13 protein-coding genes and 1 pseudogene are annotated in these 19669 nt (G+C 60.8%); 6 read left to right on the forward strand and 8 right to left on the reverse strand.

Annotation, left to right across the window (positions count from 1 at the left end; translation table 11 throughout):
• The first annotated feature begins 162 nt into the window (after positions 1-162).
• Positions 163-3546, forward strand: coding sequence for an adenylate/guanylate cyclase domain-containing protein (locus tag ABIB99_RS40410; RefSeq protein ID WP_354181243.1), 3384 nt, complete (start codon positions 163-165; stop codon positions 3544-3546).
• Here the strand turns inward: ABIB99_RS40410 and ABIB99_RS40415 are convergent.
• From ABIB99_RS40415 to ABIB99_RS40445, 7 genes are all read right to left on the reverse strand, one after another.
• Positions 3536-3799 (reverse strand): hypothetical protein, encoded by a 264-nt coding sequence (locus ABIB99_RS40415; protein ID WP_354181247.1) that lies wholly within the window; start codon positions 3797-3799, stop codon positions 3536-3538. The two genes, ABIB99_RS40410 and ABIB99_RS40415, sit on opposite strands and share 11 nt — an antisense overlap.
• Positions 3799-4497: a VOC family protein gene (locus ABIB99_RS40420; protein ID WP_354181249.1), complete on the reverse strand. Its 699-nt coding sequence runs from the start codon at positions 4495-4497 to the stop codon at positions 3799-3801. Before ABIB99_RS40420 ends, ABIB99_RS40415 begins: the two co-directional genes overlap by 1 nt.
• A 188-nt stretch (positions 4498-4685) precedes the next feature.
• Positions 4686-7631: an FAD-dependent oxidoreductase gene (locus ABIB99_RS40425; RefSeq protein ID WP_354181251.1), complete on the reverse strand. Its 2946-nt coding sequence runs from the start codon at positions 7629-7631 to the stop codon at positions 4686-4688.
• Positions 7632-7882: 251 nt separating this feature from the next.
• Entirely contained in the window at positions 7883-8323 is a 441-nt protein-coding gene (locus ABIB99_RS40430) for a hypothetical protein (protein WP_354181253.1), read from the reverse strand.
• A 102-nt stretch (positions 8324-8425) separates the two neighbouring features.
• Positions 8426-9430 (reverse strand): encapsulin, encoded by a 1005-nt coding sequence (locus tag ABIB99_RS40435; RefSeq protein ID WP_354181255.1) that lies wholly within the window; start codon positions 9428-9430, stop codon positions 8426-8428.
• A gap of 122 nt (positions 9431-9552) precedes the next feature.
• Positions 9553-10437: a DUF3237 domain-containing protein gene (locus ABIB99_RS40440; RefSeq protein WP_354181257.1), complete on the reverse strand. Its 885-nt coding sequence runs from the start codon at positions 10435-10437 to the stop codon at positions 9553-9555.
• Positions 10438-11099: 662 nt separating this feature from the next.
• Entirely contained in the window at positions 11100-14318 is a 3219-nt protein-coding gene (locus ABIB99_RS40445; protein WP_354181259.1) for a DUF3237 family protein, read from the reverse strand.
• A 163-nt stretch (positions 14319-14481) separates the two neighbouring features.
• On the opposite strand from ABIB99_RS40445, the gene ABIB99_RS40450 reads away from it, so the two are divergent.
• The 5 genes and pseudogenes from ABIB99_RS40450 (at position 14482) to ABIB99_RS40470 (ending at position 19305) form a co-directional block, all read left to right on the forward strand.
• Positions 14482-14649: a hypothetical protein gene (locus tag ABIB99_RS40450; RefSeq protein WP_354181261.1), complete on the forward strand. Its 168-nt coding sequence runs from the start codon at positions 14482-14484 to the stop codon at positions 14647-14649.
• An 80-nt stretch (positions 14650-14729) separates the two neighbouring features.
• Positions 14730-15152 (forward strand): annotated as a pseudogene (locus ABIB99_RS40455) (DUF1194 domain-containing protein); the annotation flags it as partial.
• 297 nt (positions 15153-15449) lie between these two features.
• Positions 15450-16004, forward strand: coding sequence for a thioredoxin family protein (locus tag ABIB99_RS40460; protein ID WP_063985283.1), 555 nt, complete (start codon positions 15450-15452; stop codon positions 16002-16004).
• Positions 16005-16666: 662 nt separating this feature from the next.
• Positions 16667-17836 carry a saccharopine dehydrogenase family protein gene (locus ABIB99_RS40465; protein ID WP_063985284.1) on the forward strand — a complete coding sequence of 390 codons (1170 nt, stop codon included), beginning with the start codon at positions 16667-16669 and terminating at the stop codon, positions 17834-17836.
• Between the two features lie 185 nt (positions 17837-18021).
• Positions 18022-19305, forward strand: a complete 1284-nt coding sequence (locus ABIB99_RS40470; protein ID WP_063985285.1) for a S41 family peptidase — start codon at positions 18022-18024, stop codon at positions 19303-19305.
• Between the two features lie 112 nt (positions 19306-19417).
• On the opposite strand, the gene ABIB99_RS40475 is transcribed toward ABIB99_RS40470, so the two are convergent.
• Positions 19418-19669: hypothetical protein (locus ABIB99_RS40475; protein WP_354181264.1), on the reverse strand; the 252-nt coding region annotated here is incomplete at its 5' end.

The following is a 19669-nucleotide window of genomic DNA, read 5'->3' on the forward strand; positions in this document are numbered from 1 at the left end:
TGTTGGTCCTCTATACCAATCGCCAGCGCACAGGGCGGGCATTCAGGGCTCGATTGGTATCGCGATTCCGCGCCCGTGAGGACGTGCTTTCGCGGTCTTTCTTGTGTAATCTCTTTCTGTAGTCGTCGGGCCAACACTTAGATAGGCGACGCACGGATCACGGTGACCGCGGTGCAACAAATTGCGGACTGGCTCAAAAAGCTCGGCATGTCCGAGTATGCGCAGAGGTTCGCCGAGAACGACATTGATATGGCCGTTCTCCCCGACTTGACCGACCAACATCTCAAAGACCTTGGCGTTTCGCTCGGCCACCGGTTGAAAATGCTGCATGCGATCCGCGATCTCAGCAACGTCTCGGCTGCCGTAACGGCACCTTCTGCACTCGTGGATATCGAGCCAACTCGGCGAGACGACGCCGAGCGTCGCCAACTGACGGTGATGTTCACCGACCTCGTTGGCTCGACCGCGCTCTCGACCACGCTCGACCCAGAGGATCTGCGTTCGGTAATCGGCGCTTATCATAAGTGCGTCGCGGAGACGGTCGCCCGGTTCGACGGCTTCGTGGCCAGGTACATGGGCGATGGGGTGCTCATCTATTTCGGCTATCCCCACGCTCATGAGGATGATGCCGAGCGTGCCGTCCGCGCAGGACTGGCGATCATCGAGGCGATCGGCAATCTGGGTATCCAGGAGCCGCTCCGGGTGCGTATCGGGGTCGCGACAGGCTTGGTCGTGGTTGGCGATCTCGTTGGTGCCGGCGAGGCCCAGGAACGCGGGGTGGTGGGCGAGACGCCGAACCTGGCGTCTCGTCTGCAGGGGATCGCTGAGCCGAGCACGGTTGTCATCGCCGAAGGCACCCGAAGGCTGCTCGGAAACCTCTTCGAGCTACAAGACCTCCGGCCGCAGGACCTCAAGGGCATCGCCGCGCCAACGCGGGCCTGGGTGGCGTTGCGGGCGAGCTCCGTGGAGAGCCGCTTCGAGGCGCTACACGCAACTGGCCTGACTGCCCTCGTCGGGCGGGAGGAAGAACTCGAATTGCTTCTACAGCGTTGGGCCAGGGCAAAGACAGGTGAAGGCCAGGCGGTCCTGATCGCCGGTGAGGCTGGGATCGGCAAGTCGCGTCTCACTGCCGCGCTTCTGGAACGACTCGCCGGAGAGCCGCATACGCGTTTGCGCTATGTCTGCTCGCCGCAGCACACCGACAGCGCGCTATATCCGATCATCGGGCAGATGGAACGTGCCGCCGGGCTGGCGCACGACGATACACTGCACGCGAGGCTCGACAAGCTTGATACCCTGCTCGCTCAGACCTCGACCTCGATCGGGGACGCTTCGCTCTTTGCCGAGATGCTGTCGCTTCCGAATGATGGACGCTATCCCGCCCTCAAATTGACCCCGCAGCAGCACAGGCAGCGAACATTCGAAGCGCTCATCTCACAATTAGAAGCGCTTACACGGCAAAGCCCAGTCTTGATAATCTTTGAGGATGCGCATTGGACCGATCCTACGAGCCTAGAAGCTTTCGGCCGGATCGTGGCCAGGATTGAGACCCTTCGCGCGCTAATGATTGTGATATTCCGCCCGGAATTCGATCCGCCCTGGATCGGGCGGCAGCACGTGACCGCCATGACGATCAATCGGCTGACGAAACACCAAGTCGGCGCCATGATCGACGGCGTAGTCGGCAGCAAGCTCCTGCCGGCGGGCATCAGGCAGGACATCATCGAACGTACCGATGGCGTCCCCCTGTTCGTGGAGGAGATGACGAAGGCAGTGCTGGAGGCGGAGGGCCACGGCGCAGTCGAACGCACGATTGCCGTCATTCCGTCCCCGGCCTGGGCAGTCCCCGCAAGTTTGCACGCCTCATTGATGTCGCGGCTCGACCGGCTCGGCCCCGCCAAAGAAGTGGCACAGATTGGCGCGGCGATCGGCCGGGAGTTTTCGCATGCTCTCCTGGCGGCGGTGGTGCGCGTGCCAGCGGCGGAACTGGGATCAGTGCTGAACCGTCTCATAAAGGCTGGTTTGCTTTTCAGGTTAGGCTCGCCGCCGAATGCAACTTACCTATTCAAGCATGCTTTGGTGCGGGACGCGTCCTATAGCACGTTGCTGCGCCAGCCCCGCCGCGCGCTCCATGCACGCATTGCCGAAGCAATTGAAAGCCAATTCGCCGAAACAGCCGAGAGCCAGCCGGAACGGCTAGCACATCACTGCACTGAGGCCGGGCTGATCGAGAGGGCGGCGGCCTTATGGGGCAAGGCGGGACAGCGGTCGCTAGCGCGTTCAGCGCTAGTAGAGGCGACGGTTCAGCTAATCCGCGCTCTTTCACAGATTGCGACGCTGCCGGGCACACCAGCGCTGCGTGGCGACCAGATCAAACTGGAGGTCGCGCTTGTGAATGCCTTGATGAACACCAAGGGCCACGCGGCCCCTGAGACTATCGCATCTCTCGATCGAGCCCGCGCCTTCATCGCGCAAGCGGAGTCACTCGGAGAGCCCCCTGAAGACCCGTTGCTCCTGTTTTCAGTCCTCTATGGGTTCTGGGTCACGAACTATATAAAGTTCAAAAGCGACGCTCTCCTCGACCTTGCGACAGAGTGCTTGGCGCTTGCCGAGAAGCAGGGAACAATGGTTCCGCTCATGCTTGGGCATCGTATTATGGCTACGTCTCTGACGTGTACGGGCGTCCTTGCAGAAAGTCTGGCACACTACGATCAGGCGATCGCGATCTACGAACCCGCCGAGCATCGTACGCTGGCGGCTCGATTTGGCCAGGACATTAGGGTCGCAGCCCTATCCTATCGGTCCTGGGCTCTATGGCTTCTTGGCTTCCCCGAGGCTGCAGGCAGAGACGCTGAACAGGCGCTCAAGGAAGCGCGCGAGATCGGCCAAGCAGCCACTTTGATGTATGCCCTGTTCCATACATCCTTTACCCATATCTGCTGCGGAAACTATGCGGCAGCAAGCGCCGAAGCTAATGAACTTGTCCCCCTGGCAGACGAGAGAGGTTCATTGTTTTGGGGGTCGCTCGGAATGGTGGTCCAAGGTTGCGTCTTGGCCCTCACTGGGAAGGCCTCAGACGCGGTCCATGTGATCGACTCGGGTATCATCGCACGTCGGTCAACGGCGGCAACAGCGCTAGTGCCATTCTGCTTGTCGTATCTGGCGGGCGCTCATGCTGAACTCGACCACTTCGATGATGCACGGGACTGCATTCGCGAAGCGATGACCCAGGTAGAAACAACCAAGGAAAGTTGGTTTGAGGCCGAGATCAAGCGCATGGCAGGCGAAATCGAGCTATCGTCGCCCAACCCAAACGCAACGAAAGCGGAAGAATATTTCGAACATGCGCTGGCGGTCGCTCGTCAGCAGCAGGCAAAGTCCTGGGAACTGCGTGCGGCTGTGAGCATGGCGCGGCTGTGGTACGATCAGGGCAAACGACAGCAGGCCCACGATATTCTCGCCCCGGTCTATGGTTGGTTCACCGAGGGTTTCGACACGCTGGACTTGAAGGAGGCCAAATCGCTGCTGGAGCAGCTCAAGGCATGAGCGAGAGCAGCGAAACGTCGCGCAATTGATCGCTCGAACAGGCGCGCGCATCGATGCCGCCATGACCGCAACCATCGATTTCAAAGGATCGCCGCGCGATGTCGGCGGATCGAGCTTGGCCGCCAAGCCTCGCAAACCGGCCGCGCTCGTTCGGCGTGATGCCGGTGCAGCGGATCGCGATCAAGGCCAATGCGCCGCCGTCAAGGCGAGCATGCCGCCACATACCGTGCGTCGCGCCGCCACGAAAATACATCACCGGAATCGCATAGTTCGGAGCAAGTGCGAACCGATTGCTGCCTTTGCGACAGGCCCTATCAGGTGACGAACGGGCCTGGCCTTGCCGTCCCAAGTGGCCGCTGCTTGCGTAACTTTTGCGAACATCTCGCTGATACGGGGCTGGAGCTCGATCAGTTCTACGATCTCGCACCCCCCCGCGATGGAATTGCGCACTGCATTTGCTTTTTCAGGCGCCACCTCTCCAAGACGAATTCGTTCCATCAGAGGACCGGCGCGAGCAGGCAGGGAAAAATAGGTGAAGCGGGCGCCCGAAAAAGACATCATCTGCTGGATCGTCGCGCCACACGCCTTGGTCTGCGCGACGGACCGCTGGTAATCGTGCGGCTCGACGCAAAAACCGCAGTGCTGAAGACCGCTCCTTCCGGCCGCAAGGAAGGCGCGCCAGCTTGACGGCTCATTGTCGAGCGGCTGAATAAGCTCCAGCTGCACCCCGCCGACCTGGCAGAATCCGAACATGATCAGCGGGCGTGAGGGCCTCTCCAGATACTTGTTATCAGTGACCACCACCGGACCAATCGTGAGCCAGGGCCCGATACCCTGGTCTATCCAGCCCTTGATGGCTTGCTCAAGATCGGGCACCACATAGCCGAGCTGATCAGCGCTTTTCTCAAGCAAGGGGATGTCCGCATCGATTGGCTTGCTGAGGCGCTCCATACGATTCTCCGGTGCTGCCGAACGTTGTCGCGCAGACGTTCCGCGACAACCTACTATAACCCTGGAAAATTGCAGTAGGACGGCTGTGCCGCGGTCGCGCGCAGATGCAGCTTTCCTGGCGGGACTCAATCAAGGGATCTAAGAGCAATCGGGTTACGATGTCCCCATTCATTCCAACCTGAACCCGATTACGCGTCGCGCTGGGTCAGGAAGTTTATGCAAGTGCGCAGCCATTCGAGGTCTGGACCTGCAGGCACACCGGCGAACGCCGAGTTGTGGAATTCGCGCGCTGCAGCCTCTGCAAATTCGGCTGCCGCTCGCTGCGCCCATGGGATGCTCCCGCCGTCCGCGATGATCTGATGTAGCCTCAGCACTTCGCGCGGCAAACGTCGCTCGCGGGGCCGCGCCAGAAAGGTGCTAATCCACGCACGGTCAGAGGGATTCGCCCGACCCAGGGCGTGCGCGAGCAGAAGCGTCCGTTTGCCTTCCCAGAGATCTCCGTCGATCTCCTTGCCGTAACGCCCAATGTCGCCAACCAGGTTAAGAACATCGTCGGTGATCTGGAAAGCCAGTCCAAGCAGATAGCCAAACCGATCAAATCGACCGAGATTCTGGTCCTCGCCGTTGGCAACGAGTGCACCAATCCGCATGGGGTGAATGAAGCTGTACCAGGCCGTTTTCTTGAGCACGAGCCGCAGATAATCGTCCGTCGTAACTGTGAGATCATTGTCTCGTACCCATCCTAGTTCGTTGGCCTGCCCCTCCAAGGTCTCGACGACCATGTGATCGACTTCGTCGAAGATGCGCAGCGCCGTCACCGGGCCGAGCCGCTCGCCGGTCTTGCGGAAAAGGCGCATAGCGAGTGCGTTCATGGAATCGCCGGTGTTCACGGCAATTGGAATCCCGGCGCGGCGATGCATTGTCGCAACGCCACGCCGCCAGTCGCTACCGTCTTCAATATCGTCGTGCACGAGAAATGCATTGTGCAGCATTTCCAGGCCGGCGGCGGCAGGAAACGCATCCTCCGCGCGGCCGCCCAGCGCTCTCGCGGTCGCGATGCAGAGGGCAGGACGAAGGCCCTTGCCTGACCGGCCCATGAAATCCGTCACGAGCCCATACAGGTGGCGCTGCGGTTCCCACGTCGGTACACCTTCTGTGAGCATATCGGCCAGCATGTCGCGATACCACACCAGGCGGTCCAGAAAGCCGGCCGGGCCTACGATCTCGCCGGCCAATGGCACAGTATCCGCGACCTTGATCAACGCATCCTGCAGGGTGGGCACATCAACCAAGCGGCGCGCCATCGTCGCCGGGTCGACCGCATCAAGCGCGCCGACATCATCCGCGGCGGCACTGTGCGAGTCGAGCGTGTCGGCGACGGCATGGGTGAACGGCGATACCTGCTCGAGCAGGGAGCTCGCCTGCTCCAGCAGCGGCGACGCACCGCGTAAGGCGTGGGCAGCTACCTGCGCGAGTGAAGCGTCCCACGGCAGGCCGGCCTGGTATCGCGCAGCATCGTGCAGCCGCCATGGCAGGAGGATTTCAGGTTCGTGCAGCGGCCACAGCTCACAGCGGCTTCCGTCGAATTTCACGGCGTCAAGCAGGCCATTCACTGCGCGCCGAGCTGCCTCATTGGCTGCCTCCATCGTCGCGAGGTCGGTATGCGTGCGAACGTAGTCCGACGCCAGAAAAAGGTTTGGAATGGCGGTGGTCGCCTCGGGACGCAAGGCCCAGGTTTCGACTTGGTTCACCAGAAGCGGCTCGGAATTCCGTAGCCAGCCCGGGCGTGCGGGATCGTTCTCAATGTTTGCGCTGAGGAACCACGAATGCAAATCCTCATCGCGCAGCACCTCATCACCGGCATCATTGAGCGAGCGCTTGAGTTGATTCCATGTCTCGCGCACCACCTCTTCACGCGAGCACCGCATGGCTGGGCGTCCGTCCGATCCCGGCGCCGTCCAATCAGAAAGATCGACCGAGAGGATGCCGTGCACATCGCTATCTCGGAACAGCTCAGACGGCACATCACGCCAGAACTGAAGCTGCGAGATGCTCGTGAGCGCCCATTCGGTGTCGATGTGAATCACGTGCCCGTGCGCCGACGGCACCGCGCGGTGCAGATAGAACTGCACGCCGTTCATCCACTCCAGGTTCGGAGCCAGCGCGCGCAGGTTGGCGAGCGTCGGGTCGGCTGCCGCCAAGCGGTCGCTCACCAGGGGGGCGATGTCCTCGAGCGGGAGCGCCGCCACGTAGTGGTCGCCATGCACCATGATGCGCTGGCCGTGCTGGCGAGCGACGACGCCGGTGATCCGTCCGCTCTCGTAAAGGATCTCCTCGACCCGTGCGTTCTTGACGTACCGCACCCCTCTCGATTCGAGATACGCAAGCCACGGGTCGATCCAGACGAGATTCGTCGGCCCATCGAGCACGCGATCAGTCGATCCCGCGATCGGATTCAGGATCGTGAGCACCAGCTGCACAAAGATGTCGCCGATAGTGCGCGCACTGGCCTTGCGCGCTTTGGACGCCACCAGCGAGCGCGTTATGCCGGTGGCGAGGAACTTCTGGTATGACTCCGACCGCTGCTCGGCGCCGACGAACTCCCACCAGCTCGTGCGTTCGTATTCTGCGAGCCGGCGCTGGGGGCACGACGTGAGTATCTGCCAGACGCGCGCACCGAAGAATGCCAGATCGTCGGGTGTGAGGCCGGTGGAGTGTTCGAACAACAGCAGGATGTCCCGCAACGTGGTGCCGGCATCGCGGGGCGAGAGCGGAAAGCCCGCCGGTACGACGAACGGGGGCTCGTCGTATTGCGTGAACTCCAGTCGCGTGGTCGGCACCAGGTGATCCGCCACCTTGCTCCCGTCAAACGACGGTATGCGGCGCATGGTCTCGATTACGTGCTTGTAGAAACCTGGGAAGAATCGAAACCCATGCTCGCCGGGCACCCGATGCTGGATCGAACTCCCAGCGCCATCGGCGACCTGATGTCCGCTGGTGTCCTCGCCCTCGTGGAAGACGGGAATGCTGCGGGCCTTGCCTCCCGCAATATCGCCGCTCTCGAGCACCACGACATCAAAGCCGCGCTCGACCAACTCGTGCGCGGCACTCATGCCGGCGACACCGCCGCCCAAGACGATAACCTTAGTAGGCATGCTTCACCGAGCCATGACCACTTAGTCCGACTTTTAGCCAGCTTTGGAGGCGTCACCGAGCGCGCGGGACGCGATACATCAGATCACTCTCGACGATCTCACGAGCACTTTCAAGCATGAGCTTCATTGCACAAAGTTGCCAAACGTACGCCAGCAGCCAGCTGTATTTTACCAAGTAGAGAGCTCGAAGCGATCCGCATTAGGAATTGGGCGAGTTTGCCGATTGGCCTTCACGGCATCTCCTTAAGCTTAGCCTTTGCCAGGTCCGCGTAGAGCCCCTCGGGATGATGGTCCAAGAACACGATGAGCGCGGCCTTGCTACCGATCTCCAGCGCGAGCTCAAGGTCGCGCCCTGGATCGGCCTGCGGCTTGGCCTGAGCGGAAGCCGCGGGTTCGGGGTCTCGCACAGGCTGACAGAATTTTCCTGCTTTCAGATCATATGCGAGGGTATCGATGGGCGCTCCGTGTTCGTCAATTAAGTCAATGAACAATAGACCGCTGCTCGGCGCTTCCACAGTTATTCTGAACCCGTCTTTCTGGCGCTTCGGTTCGATTAGCGTGTTGTCGTCGATCCTCCTCACTCTATAGGTTTTCTCAATTTTTCGCCGGGCGGCCTCGTCATCGATCGAAAGGGCAGATTTCAAATCCTCGATGCCTATTGAGATTTGCATTTGCATCTCCTCCTAGTCTTGTACCGAGGCGAGTAGCGATCAAGTGAGCTTAGCCCCGAGACATTTGTCCGTACACGCCGCGATCGCCGGAAATGTCAATCGCTACGGTGCCCCGATTTCAATCAGCTGTACGATCGCATCGTGTTCCTTGATGCGGAGCGCCATCTTCTCGCACACACGGAAGACGAAATTCGGCTCGGCTGTGACCTGCAGGAACTGGACGCATACGTCTGTGGCGATGACTAGCTCGACTGGCTCGCCGCCAAGTGCCACAACCACGCCGTTCGCAACGGCGGGAGTGACGTTAAGCGTGGACGAACGTAGCAGCGGACCGCCGCCCAGAAACGGGAGGATGCGATCTTGCGCCAATACAAGAGCCGGCGATGGCGTCTGAGCGACAAGAAACAGCGCCTGGTCGAGCACCACCGCGAACGGTCCGAAGTGACCCTGCGCTTCCAGGAGGCCAATGGCCCGGGCTATCCCGACTACCAGCCGCGCGTCTCTGGTTGTTTGGGGCTCCGCTGCAATGTCAACCTGCGGCGCCGGAGGGAATCCGAGTGGGATTGTCCAAAGTCCACGGCTTGGCTCCCCGCCGGTGATTTCCCAGAGCCTTTGCGGGGGCGCTGGGCCGACATTTATGGGAGGGGCAAACCTATTCTGTCCCGGGAATGCTAAGTCTGGCACCAATCCCCTGAAGACGACGGCGTCCTCGAGACGAGCCAGTACGCTGGCAGCGCGCCGGAATAAGGCCAGCACGCTGGTCATCTCCGGATCGGCCATCTGCGCACCCCGCACGGGCACTCTTACCTGTAACGTCGCCAACTGGATGACACGCTTGTCCTGGATACCTAATATTATCGGCGGCGGAACAGGCGATATTGTCGGCGGCGGAAATGGCGGCGGCGGTGCAGCCCAAGCAGCCCAATTAGGCGGAGCAACCTGGGTGATAACTTCCTGCCTCACGAAGTCGGTATCCCCGGGCAGCGGCCCAAGCAACGGAAGGAACGTCGCCGCGATCCGTACGCGGCTAGCTTCCTCTTGAACGACTTTGTTGACACGAGCCCACTGCTCGTCGGTCCAAGGCACTTGCGGATTATCGGTTGTCATCTCAGAGGCCCCCCTAATCAGATACATCGGGAACGAGATGTCGTTTGTGCTTGCGCACGAACGCAAATATCTTGAGCTCAAAACACCGTCTGCGCGCACTCCAGGCGGCTTCGAATAAGTCTTCACTCTACATGTTTTGCTGCCCCCGCCGTTACGACGTATATGTCGTACGAGGCGCGAAGCGTCTTCATGTCCACTCTGCCAACGCCAATACACTGGGCGCGGTTGAGCCAAGCGAGTTCTTTGTCAGCGGTCGCGTAGGTTGGAGCAAGAACGAACGGCGGCAGTATACCGAAATCTCCGCGGATGGCACGTGCGTAGCCGTCCGCACCCAGGTCAAGGATGCCATCATACAAGCAGTCGATCCGCGCGCCAGACAGCGTCTGCAGACACTCCGTCACGTTGACTATTCCAACACCATCCTTGCGGATGCGCAGCCAGTTGACCCCGCCGGGCCGGACGATCCCCTCGAAGCGCGGCCCAACGAAGCGTCCTCCCGTGACGTGCAAGTTGATCCGCAGTCCATCCGGCATAACGCCTATTACCTCCGTACGGATGGCCACCGTGCCGGCCCAGAGGAACGTGGTATCCCAGTCCCAGCGGGGCTCGCCTGCAGGTAGAGCAGCGGTCTCGACCGGTGCCGCTCCGCAGCCCACCTGATACCGGGGACATTCGGCGGACTCCCGTAGGCGCGGAGAGATCGGCTGGCCGGCAAAGCCAAGCACCGGCAGAAACTCCACCGTTCCGCCGGATTGGCCCGGCAGGAGCGCCCGGAATAGCCGGCCGTTCGCACCGTGGACGCGCGGTGCGGATTGCCCGATTGCCTGACGGACCGAACCTCCGTTCACCCGGTACTCCACCGTGACAGCCTGACCCGGCCGCACTGGAGAGACCGCTACCGTGACCGATGCCGGGGTTCCCGGAGAAATCACTGCAGCGGGCACGGGCGTATCCGCCTCGCCCCATCGCAGCTCCGAGCCGTCCCGTGCGCGCTGCATCGAAGGCATGCATGCTGCCTTAGCTGGAGCTTCATCCGTTTGCAGCGTCAGGGAAGGCGCCGGAAGAAACCGGTCACACGCCGGAATAGGTGAGGGCTTTGCCGCAGCTTCCGCAAAAACGCACGGCCGTCTATTGACGAATCCGCGAGACGGGGAATTCACGGGACGCTCCGCGGCGTGAGATCGAGACCCCTGCGCATCCGCCATGCTTCGTCTTCCTCGGCGAGGATTTCGAGTGCGCGCGCAATGAGATCGCCGGGATTGGTCACCAAGGGGGGGGCGCAAGCCGCCGCCTGCTGCACCGAGGAGTCTCCCCAGCGCGCAGCGTTTTGGCGTACCGATTGAAGCGCGTCAGAAGGTTGTCGAAGAAGGCCGCGCTTTTGGGCCGCCCCGGTTTGGACGCCAGCCGCATCGGCAAGTCCCGGCAAACGCGACAGCGGCGACGCCCCCGGGGGAGAGAGCCCCGAGTCCTCGACCGCGCTTTTCGATCCATAGCATTTGCCTGGCATTTGCTCGACCGACTTCGCATTCTGGTTCTGTCTAATAGACTATATTGTATTGCGTGTACAGGACAGGGGCTGCTGCCGGTAGTTGGCGACCTGCTGGATCTCCCCACGCCGGCGCCAGCCCGCTTGCGACGGCGAAAAACCGCTTGCCAGCGGCGCGATACGCTATCGCAAGGCGGATCTGTAGAACCCGATATCGTCTTGGATCACTGCGTCCAGTCCGACTGGTACGCGAGCAGGATTTGCCAGATCAAGCTTCCGAAACGCGATCTTGTCGCGCCAGACCTTTCGCAAAAAATCCTCAAATACGAGAATTGTCAGTCGTTCACCCGCACATCGTCGGTATCCAAAGCCGAACGGAGCAAAGCCGGCATAGTCACAAACCGGATAGCTTCGTTCGTCCGCAACGACAAATAAGGTGCCGAAGCCGCTATTTGTAATATGGGCGTTTCGTCCGTCCTTGACCTTGAAATTGGTGATGTCGAACGGGCACCGTGCCAGGCCGATTTGCCGACACTTGTCATCGTTGATCTGCGCGCTGGTCGGGACGCGGAGATATCGTTGCGGATCGAACGTATTCGGATCCGTCCAGTGAACCGGATCCAGGCTGGTGCTGGCATGCGGTGTGGATACATAGCTGTCCCTTTCAAACGGCATGTCGATCTTTTGCTGCGGAGCCTCCCCGCGGACGCTTGATCTCACATCATGGATAGCGGAGACGCTGCCACCGTTCGGCGAAATCACGCGAAACAATTCCATTACGAATAGCTCAAGTGGCGAGAAAGACGTACCTCCGGCAGTGTCGAAATTTCCGCTCATTGTCTTCTGAAATGATGCTCGCACGGCCTGGTCGCCGCGGTCTTCCGACAGGAGCGACATGACCCGGAAAATCGCATTGCCCCATTGGCTTAGCGCGACGAAATCGTGGAGGCACTCAATGACCATGTCCTTCTTGCTGAAATGACCGCCGTCCTGGGCATTCTTCAGCCAATGCCAGGCCATGGTTCTCTCGGGATTTTTGATTTTGCCCGATTGGATATCGCTGATGCGTTTGCCGATCCACGATTTGAGAAAATCCTGAAGCTCACGAACCTTCATATAGTTTTGGTAGGTAACTGGCAGCAACGGATCCCGATAGGCAAAGACCGTATTGAACGCCTTTCCTATTTCACGAACCTCACGGGGAATATCGCTGCCAACAAGTCCAAGGTGAAGGTCCCAATAGAGGTCGAAATAGTGGTCGAGGTAATGCTGCATGAATGGCCTGTCAGCGAATTTCTGATCTAAGAGCTTGTCAAAAAAAGCTGTAACTTTGGCGCGGTACATCGGCTTATAGAGATCGGGCGTCACCGCCGAAAAATAGATTCGCTTGCGAAGATTATTCTCACCCCGCTTCTCGAGACCTTGCAGGAAAACCATCACGCCCTCCTCAGGGGTCGGTTTCCAGTCACGATAGATGAGACCAAAACGATCACGAGGGAGTGCATTCTCCTTACTGAAATTAAGGTCAATCATTGGCAACAGGGGCCGCTCCCCTTCGTAAACGTTCGTCAGGAAGAACGGTATGACGACTTTCTCGACGTAGATCGGATCGAAATTGGCAGGAATCGCGGCGCGAAAACGTTCAACCGCGGTGACGATCTGCTCCGGTATCGGTGACTGTGCTGCAGCGCTGGACGCCTCTTGTGCTCGCTCCCCCACCCGCACCACGTACATGTCGAACTGCGCGCGAAGCGCGCTCATGTCCACCTTCCCCACACCGATGCACTGGACGCGGTTGAGCCATTCGAGCCTCGGATCCGCAGTCTCATATGTCGGTGTGACCACGGCGGAGATTTGCTGGTCATACTCACCGCGCAGCGCCCGAGCGTAGCCGTCGGGACCAAAATCGGCGACCCCACCGTAGGCGCCGTACACGCGAACACGGTCCCGCGTCTCGAAACACGCCCGGACGTTGACGATCGCAATTCCATCCGGGCGGATATGCATCCAGTCCGCCGCGCCGGGTAACACGACGGCATCGTGACCCGGCCCAACGAAGGTCCCTTCCGTGATGTGCCAATTGACCCGGAGGCCGTCGGACATTGGGCCGACCAATTCTTTGCGGAGCACCACCTTCAATGATCCGAGGAAGCTCGTATTCCAAGCCAAGCGGAATGGGGCAGAGGCGGCCTCTTCGGATGCCCCCCAACGAAGGCGCGAGCCGGCGTTTGCCATTCCCTCGCATGCAGCCGAACTGTCGCGGGCGCAACGCGGGGTCTGATCCGCCAGGCCGGTGATCACCCCCCGCACCTTGGGAAAAAAACCCAGCACTTTGGGCGTGAAGCCCCATGCGAGAAGGGTCCGACCTTCTTCCGAACTCCGGTCGAAGTGCAAAGATCCTGGCATCACCGGCTGCAGCCGAGGGGCGACATCGCTTCGCCACTGCCAGCAAACGACCGGCCCCTGCCCGATGCGCGCGACCGCCGGGTAGACGCATTCGGCACCGCGCGGAAGCGCCTGCAGCGTGACGCCGGCTGTTTTGACCGCCTGAGCTACCACTGACTCGTATGCCGTCGAATCCCCGGTAAGCGCCAGGTCTCCCTGGACGACGCCACGTCTGTGCTGGTCTTTGATCGACAAGTGAAGCTGGCGACCGATGCACGCCATATCGATGGTCCCGGGCCGCTTGTCGGTACCCATGCGCTCGCGGCCGACGTCGATCGCAACCTGGGTCGTATCGAGCAGTCGGAGCATGTACATCCGCGCTTTGTTCTCATACACCGCTGTTGCGGGATCGAACGATCCATCAAGCATCACAAGCACGCTCGATGCGCCGTTGGAGGCCGCCTTCAGGGACGCCTGGCTTTCGGGAGCGTTGTCCGCCACGGCAGCAACCACTATGAACATGGCGGCATACGGCCGGATCGAGGTGTCGGTGAACTTATTCGACCAGAGCTGTGCGACAGCCGCGTGCCTGCCGTCCGCGTACTTCAAGGTTATCGGCCTGTAGCCACTGCCGGCCAATGCGGCATTCACGAGAGGTACATTGGAGCACTCGCCGTAGAGGTGCACCATTTGACCGTTATAATACTGAAGCTCATTCGGCACGACTGCGCCGCTGGCGGTCGTATAGGTCTTGCCCGTGATGATGTACTTGTCGAAGAGTGGTTCGTACCGCTCATTATCGACATCGGACGGTGGCGGCACGAACGCGTCCAAAGTCAACTTGCTCTTCGCTTCTCGGGACAGTTGCTGCTCGAAGGTGCGAAGCACTTCTTGAACGTCCTCTTTGCTATGAGGAATCTGCAAGAGTCGAATGACATCCGAATTTCCGAGCTCGCCGGCTGCGGCGAGCCGAGAGGCCTCGCGGATCATTCCGCTGCTACGAATCGCTGTGCCCACGCTGGTCTCCCTTGAATAGAATGAACCGCGCCAGGAGCCGCGCCGCTTTGTCCGTTCGAACCATTATTCCTGAGCGCGAATGTCGGAATTTATAATATCCTGGTGGTCCTTGCGAATGCCACACTTATCCACCTCCTGGAAGTGATCCGACTTGAGGTATGTGTTGGGCCTCAAGGAGGACTACAAACGGCAAAAACGCTACATGCCCGAAGAGATCGTCGCGAAGCCTGCGGTAGGTCGAATGTCCTGGTCTCGCAGGGCAAAACATGTCCAGGCGATCGGCCAGATCGGCGTGGGCCCTTTCGTCGACGAGGAATTTCTGGGGGTGTAAACAGCACGCCGCCAGCGCCAACAGAAAGCCTAGCCCGCAAGTCCGCGCGGGCGGTGGCTTGCATTAGCGGCACATGAGGTCGCGGCCGCGCGACCTCAATTTCCGGTGCGATTAATTTCGCACTGCAGCTGTTCGAAAAGAATCCGTATCGCGGGTTGCGGCGCGTCATCGACATTTCCGGCGATGGGCCGAACAACGACGGAGCCCCCGTAACCGGCGCGCGCGACGCTGCCCTGGAGAAAGGCATCATCATCAACGGCCTCCCGATCATGGTGAAGGAGCCATCCCTCTCGACGACCGATATCGAGAACCTCGATCTCTATTACGAGGACTGCGTGATCGGAGGGCCGGGCGCCTTCATCATGACGATCAAAGATCGCGAAAAATTCCAGGCAGCGATCCGGACCAAGCTTGTTCGCGAAGTTGCGGGCCTCACGCCAGAGAGCGGGATCGTCCCAGCCGCCGAGAAAGAGCCCCGGGTGCCCTGTCTGATCGGCAAAAAAAATCGCAGGAGCGCGGCCGGCGGTGAGTGTCGAGACGATCATTCAGAGCCGCCGGGCGAACAAACTTTGGACAGCAGTTTATCATGGTCGCAGCCCCACGCGTCGGGACATTGGAGCTGCTAACGTCCGTTCGTGGCCTACACCGACGAAATCCCGCGCTCGTCCCAATGACGGCTGTTAAGGGGCGACCGGAAATGGCTAACATATGGCCAAAACAACGCGACTGGCGAGTAGGCTTTGGAAACTGTGCCCCAGCAGGCCGTAGTCAGCATATATTTGGGCACAAGGAGGTGCGAAATGGCGACAGCAGCTACCCAAGTCGTTCTTGATACGCCGGCGCCCGTGTTCCAGCTTCCGGCCACCGACGGCAAGATTTACGCACTGGACGACGTTGCGGGCGAAAAAGGCACGGTCGTCGTCTTCATCTGCAACCATTGTCCCTATGTCAAAGCGGTGATCGACCGCATGGTTTCGGACGCCCGCGTGCTGATGTCGGAGAGCATAGGCTTTGCGGCGGTTTGCTCGAACGATGCGGCGAACTATCCCGAAGACTCGTTTGAGAATATGAAGCGTTTCGCGAGGGCTCATGATTTCCCGTTTCCATATCTCCACGACGAGACCCAGACAGTCGCTCGGGCGTATGGGGCGGTCTGTACGCCGGACTTCTTCGGTTACAATGCCGACCGCAAGCTCAAGTATCGCGGCCGGCTCGACGAAGGGCGTGCGACTCCGCCTCGCGCGGGGGCGCCCCGAGAGCTTGTCGAGGCCATGCGCGCGATTACGACCACCGGTCTTGCGCCGGCTGACCAAAAGGCGTCTATTGGCTGCTCGATCAAATGGAAGGACGAATGAAGCCGATCCCTGTCAACAGGTTTCGTATCTGAGACCGCCGCGTGCGGCAGCATTTGCTGCACATGTGCGATTTGACTAGCGGCATCACGAGGACCCTGCGGCTGCTGCCGGAGTCGCGTTCGCCCCTTCTCCTTCAGGTCTGCTTCCGGGGCAACACGAGGCTTCGGCTCCTGCAATCCGACCCGTCAGTGCTGCGTCGCTTTTGCGACACCGATCGACTCCTGTCGAGCGCTCGGACCAGATTTGCTCACCCTGAGTTCTTCCGGTGTTGGCCCGTTTGGGGCACGCCAACCGGCCCGGAAACTGTCCGCTTGTCGAGGGGAGACGGGAAGTGGCTCGCCCGCGGTCAAAATGGCGTATTGACTCCAACCGGACGTTGCGCACCCCAAGACAGGAACTGTGGTATCCTCCGTCAAATGCGATGGGACGGTTCAACGAAAGCGGCTGCCCCCTCTAGTGGCACTTACTGCGCGTCCTCGTGTCCTCGCCGGGCTCCGGGACAGCACAAAATGGCCTGGCATCCCCACCTCTTAGGCGCCTGCTCGGCCCGCGCCGACGAGGTGATCGAATGAGCGCGCTAGGCAAGCTGGTGCGATCCTGCCGGCGGAAGACCGGTCCGAGTAAGGGGTAACGCTCTCCCGGGTTCGAGGAGGACCAGCGTCGTGAAGCGGGACTTCGACCTCATCGTCTATGGCGCGACGGGTTACACCGGCCGTCTCGTCGCCGAATATCTGACGACGTCCTATCGCGGCGACGATGCTCCGTCCTGGGCGATCGCGGGACGCTCGACCGACAAGCTTCAGAAAGTGCGTGCCGACATCGGCGCACCAGACGATTTGATTTTGGTGAAAGCGGATGCCGGCGAACCGGCCAGCCTACGTTCGATGTGCGAGCGTGCGGCCGTGATTATCACGACGGTCGGGCCTTATCAGCTTTACGGCCCCGAGCTTGTGGCGGCCTGCGCGGCCACCGGCACTAGCTATGTCGATCTGTGCGGCGAACCGGCATGGATGCGGCGCATGATCGACGCCCATCACGAAGAGGCGAAACGGACCGGCGCGCGCATCGTCTTCTCCTGCGGCTTCGATTCCATCCCGTTCGATCTCGGCGTGCTCACGTTGCAGGAGAAGGCGCGCGAGAAATTCGGACGCCCGGCGCGGCGGGTTAAAGCCCGCCTGCGCAAGGTGAAAGGCGGCATGTCGGGCGGCACCGCAGCGAGCGCCCAGGCGACGTTGGCGGCCGCGGCGCGCGACCCGGCCCTGATCCGGCTGCTGACCGATCCCTTCGCGCTGACACCGGGGTTCACCGGGCCGTCTCAGCCGTCGGGCCTTATCCCCGAATACGACCCGAGCATGAACGTGTGGCTCGTGCCGTTTCCCATGGCGCCGGTCAACACCAAGAACGTACACCGCACGAATTTCCTGTTGGGTCATCCCTACGGCACGGACTTCGTTTACGACGAGATGATGGTCGCGCCCGGATTTGGGGAAATCGGTCGCGTGACGACGGAGACCTTCGCCACCATATTTTCCCTGCTCGGGACCGGCGGTCTCAAACCCGGTGCAGGCCCGACTCGGGAAGAGCGCGCGAAGGGCTTCTACGACATCCTCTTCCTGGGCGAGCTGCCGGATGGCCGACGGGTCGAGGCGGTCGTCACGGGCGACCGCGATCCGGGCTACGGCTCGACCAGCAAGATGATCGCCGAGAGCGCTCTCTGCCTCGTGCGCGACGTGCAGGGCGAGGGCGGCACCTGGACGCCGGGCGCGCTGATGGGTCCGGCGTTGCGCAAGCGTCTAAAGGAGCGCGCCGGCCTCACCTTCAACGCGCGTTGAGGTAACGCTCAGAACTGCAGCGGCGTGCTGGGCTACGTGGATCGTAACCAACGAAAAGCGCGGATTGGCGTGCGCGGCCTCAAATCCGGTTCAATGGCCGCTTTCGGCCCGTTTGAGACATTCCCTCTGGCTCTGAGAATGTCCGATTATCGAGACAGCGACGAGCTCCATCGCAAGGTTGCACGATGAAGAAGGTAGTCAACTCAGCACTGTCGCGCCGCCGCTTTTTGCGGCTCACGTCAGTGGCCGCGGCATCAGCTCTGACTCCAACGGTGTTGTGGGCCGAGCAGCAACAAGCAGCGGATTCGGCCACATCCCAGGCCGTGCCCGCACGCATCGCCACGTTCGAGGAGGTATGGCGGACCGTGCGAGATCGTTTTTACGATCCGCACCTAGACGGGCTCGATTGGTCGGCCGTCCGGGAACGTTACTTGCCGGACGCCGCGCGGGCGAGTTCCGAAGAGGCGCTGGCCGGCGTCATTAATAGTATGCTCTCTGAGCTGCATGCTTCGCACACCCGCTACTACACACCGTACGAACCAGAGTACTACCAGCTTTCTGATATCTTTGCTGGTGCGTTAAGGCGGCGCGGACTGGAACGTGTTTTTCCGAATGGCCGTATCTCCTATCCCGGCATTGGCATCCTCTCGCGTCTCGACACGCAGGGTCGCAACATGATCACCGGTGTTATAGAAGGCACGCCAGCCCAACAAGCCGGCCTGCTCGCTGGCGATGCGATCGTCTTCGCCGATGGTGCACCGTTTGAGCCGGTACAGTCATTCCGTGGCAAGGTCGGCAAGGAAGTTGTGCTGGGGCTGCGTCGTGCCGGCGCGTTTATGCAAATATCGGTTACTCCGGTCGAAATTGAGCCCAACAAGATGTTCTTGGACGGCTTGAAGGCCAGCGCCCGTATAATACCGGCCAACGGCCGAAGCATCGGCTATGTTCATGTCTGGTGCTACGCCGGCTCCGTGTATCAGCGGACGCTCGAGCATCTTCTATCGCAGAGTCCCCTGAACGGCGCCGACGCACTGATCTGGGACTTGCGCGATGGCTGGGGCGGCGCGATCCCCGGATATCTTGATTTGTTCAACACGCGAGCGCCGACGATACAGGTCACTGATCGCAATCGCGCCAGCGAACTCGAGAACGTGAAGTGGCGCAAGCCTGCCGCCATGCTTGTCAACGGTGGCACCCGCAGCGGCAAGGAAATCCTTGCCTATGGCTTCAAGAAATATCGGCTTGGCGAGGTCATCGGTAGCCGGACCGAGGGAGCTGTCCTCGCTGCGACGGCATTTCTCATTGATGGCGGCTTGCTGTTGCTCGCGGTCGGGGACGTGGAGGTCGACGGCGAGCGGCTGGAAGGCGTTGGCGTCGCACCCACGATCGAGGTCCAAGCCGAGCCGGGCTCCATGGGTCTAGATGATCCTCAACTCAATCGTGCAATCGCAGTCCTATCCGTGGCCTGATCCTCGGGAGGCAGCTAAGAGATCCATTCCTGACTAGGTCCGGTTTGCGCGCCAAAAGCTGCCCTCCCTGCCAAGTCGCAGTTTGACCCAGAACGGTCGTTAGGCACGCAGTTCATTCGATCGCCTTCTGCGGGCGCAGACCACCGTCAAAGCCGGGCCGAGCATCACCGTCTTGTCGAGGAACCTTGCCGCCGGATCTGTGTTGTCGATCGCAACGCGCGACGCCAATGGCCAGGACCGCGTGAGCTCGGCTAGCGCGGCGTACTTTTGAAGACGACAACACAAACAAAAACGCCGCCTCGGTTTCCGGAAGCGGCGTTTTGTATTCGAACATCGAAAGAGGAAGATTTCTTGTCCTTGGCAG

The sequence above is a fragment of the Bradyrhizobium sp. LA6.1 genome (assembly GCF_040547805.1).
In the GTDB taxonomy this organism is placed as follows: domain Bacteria; phylum Pseudomonadota; class Alphaproteobacteria; order Rhizobiales; family Xanthobacteraceae; genus Bradyrhizobium; species Bradyrhizobium barranii.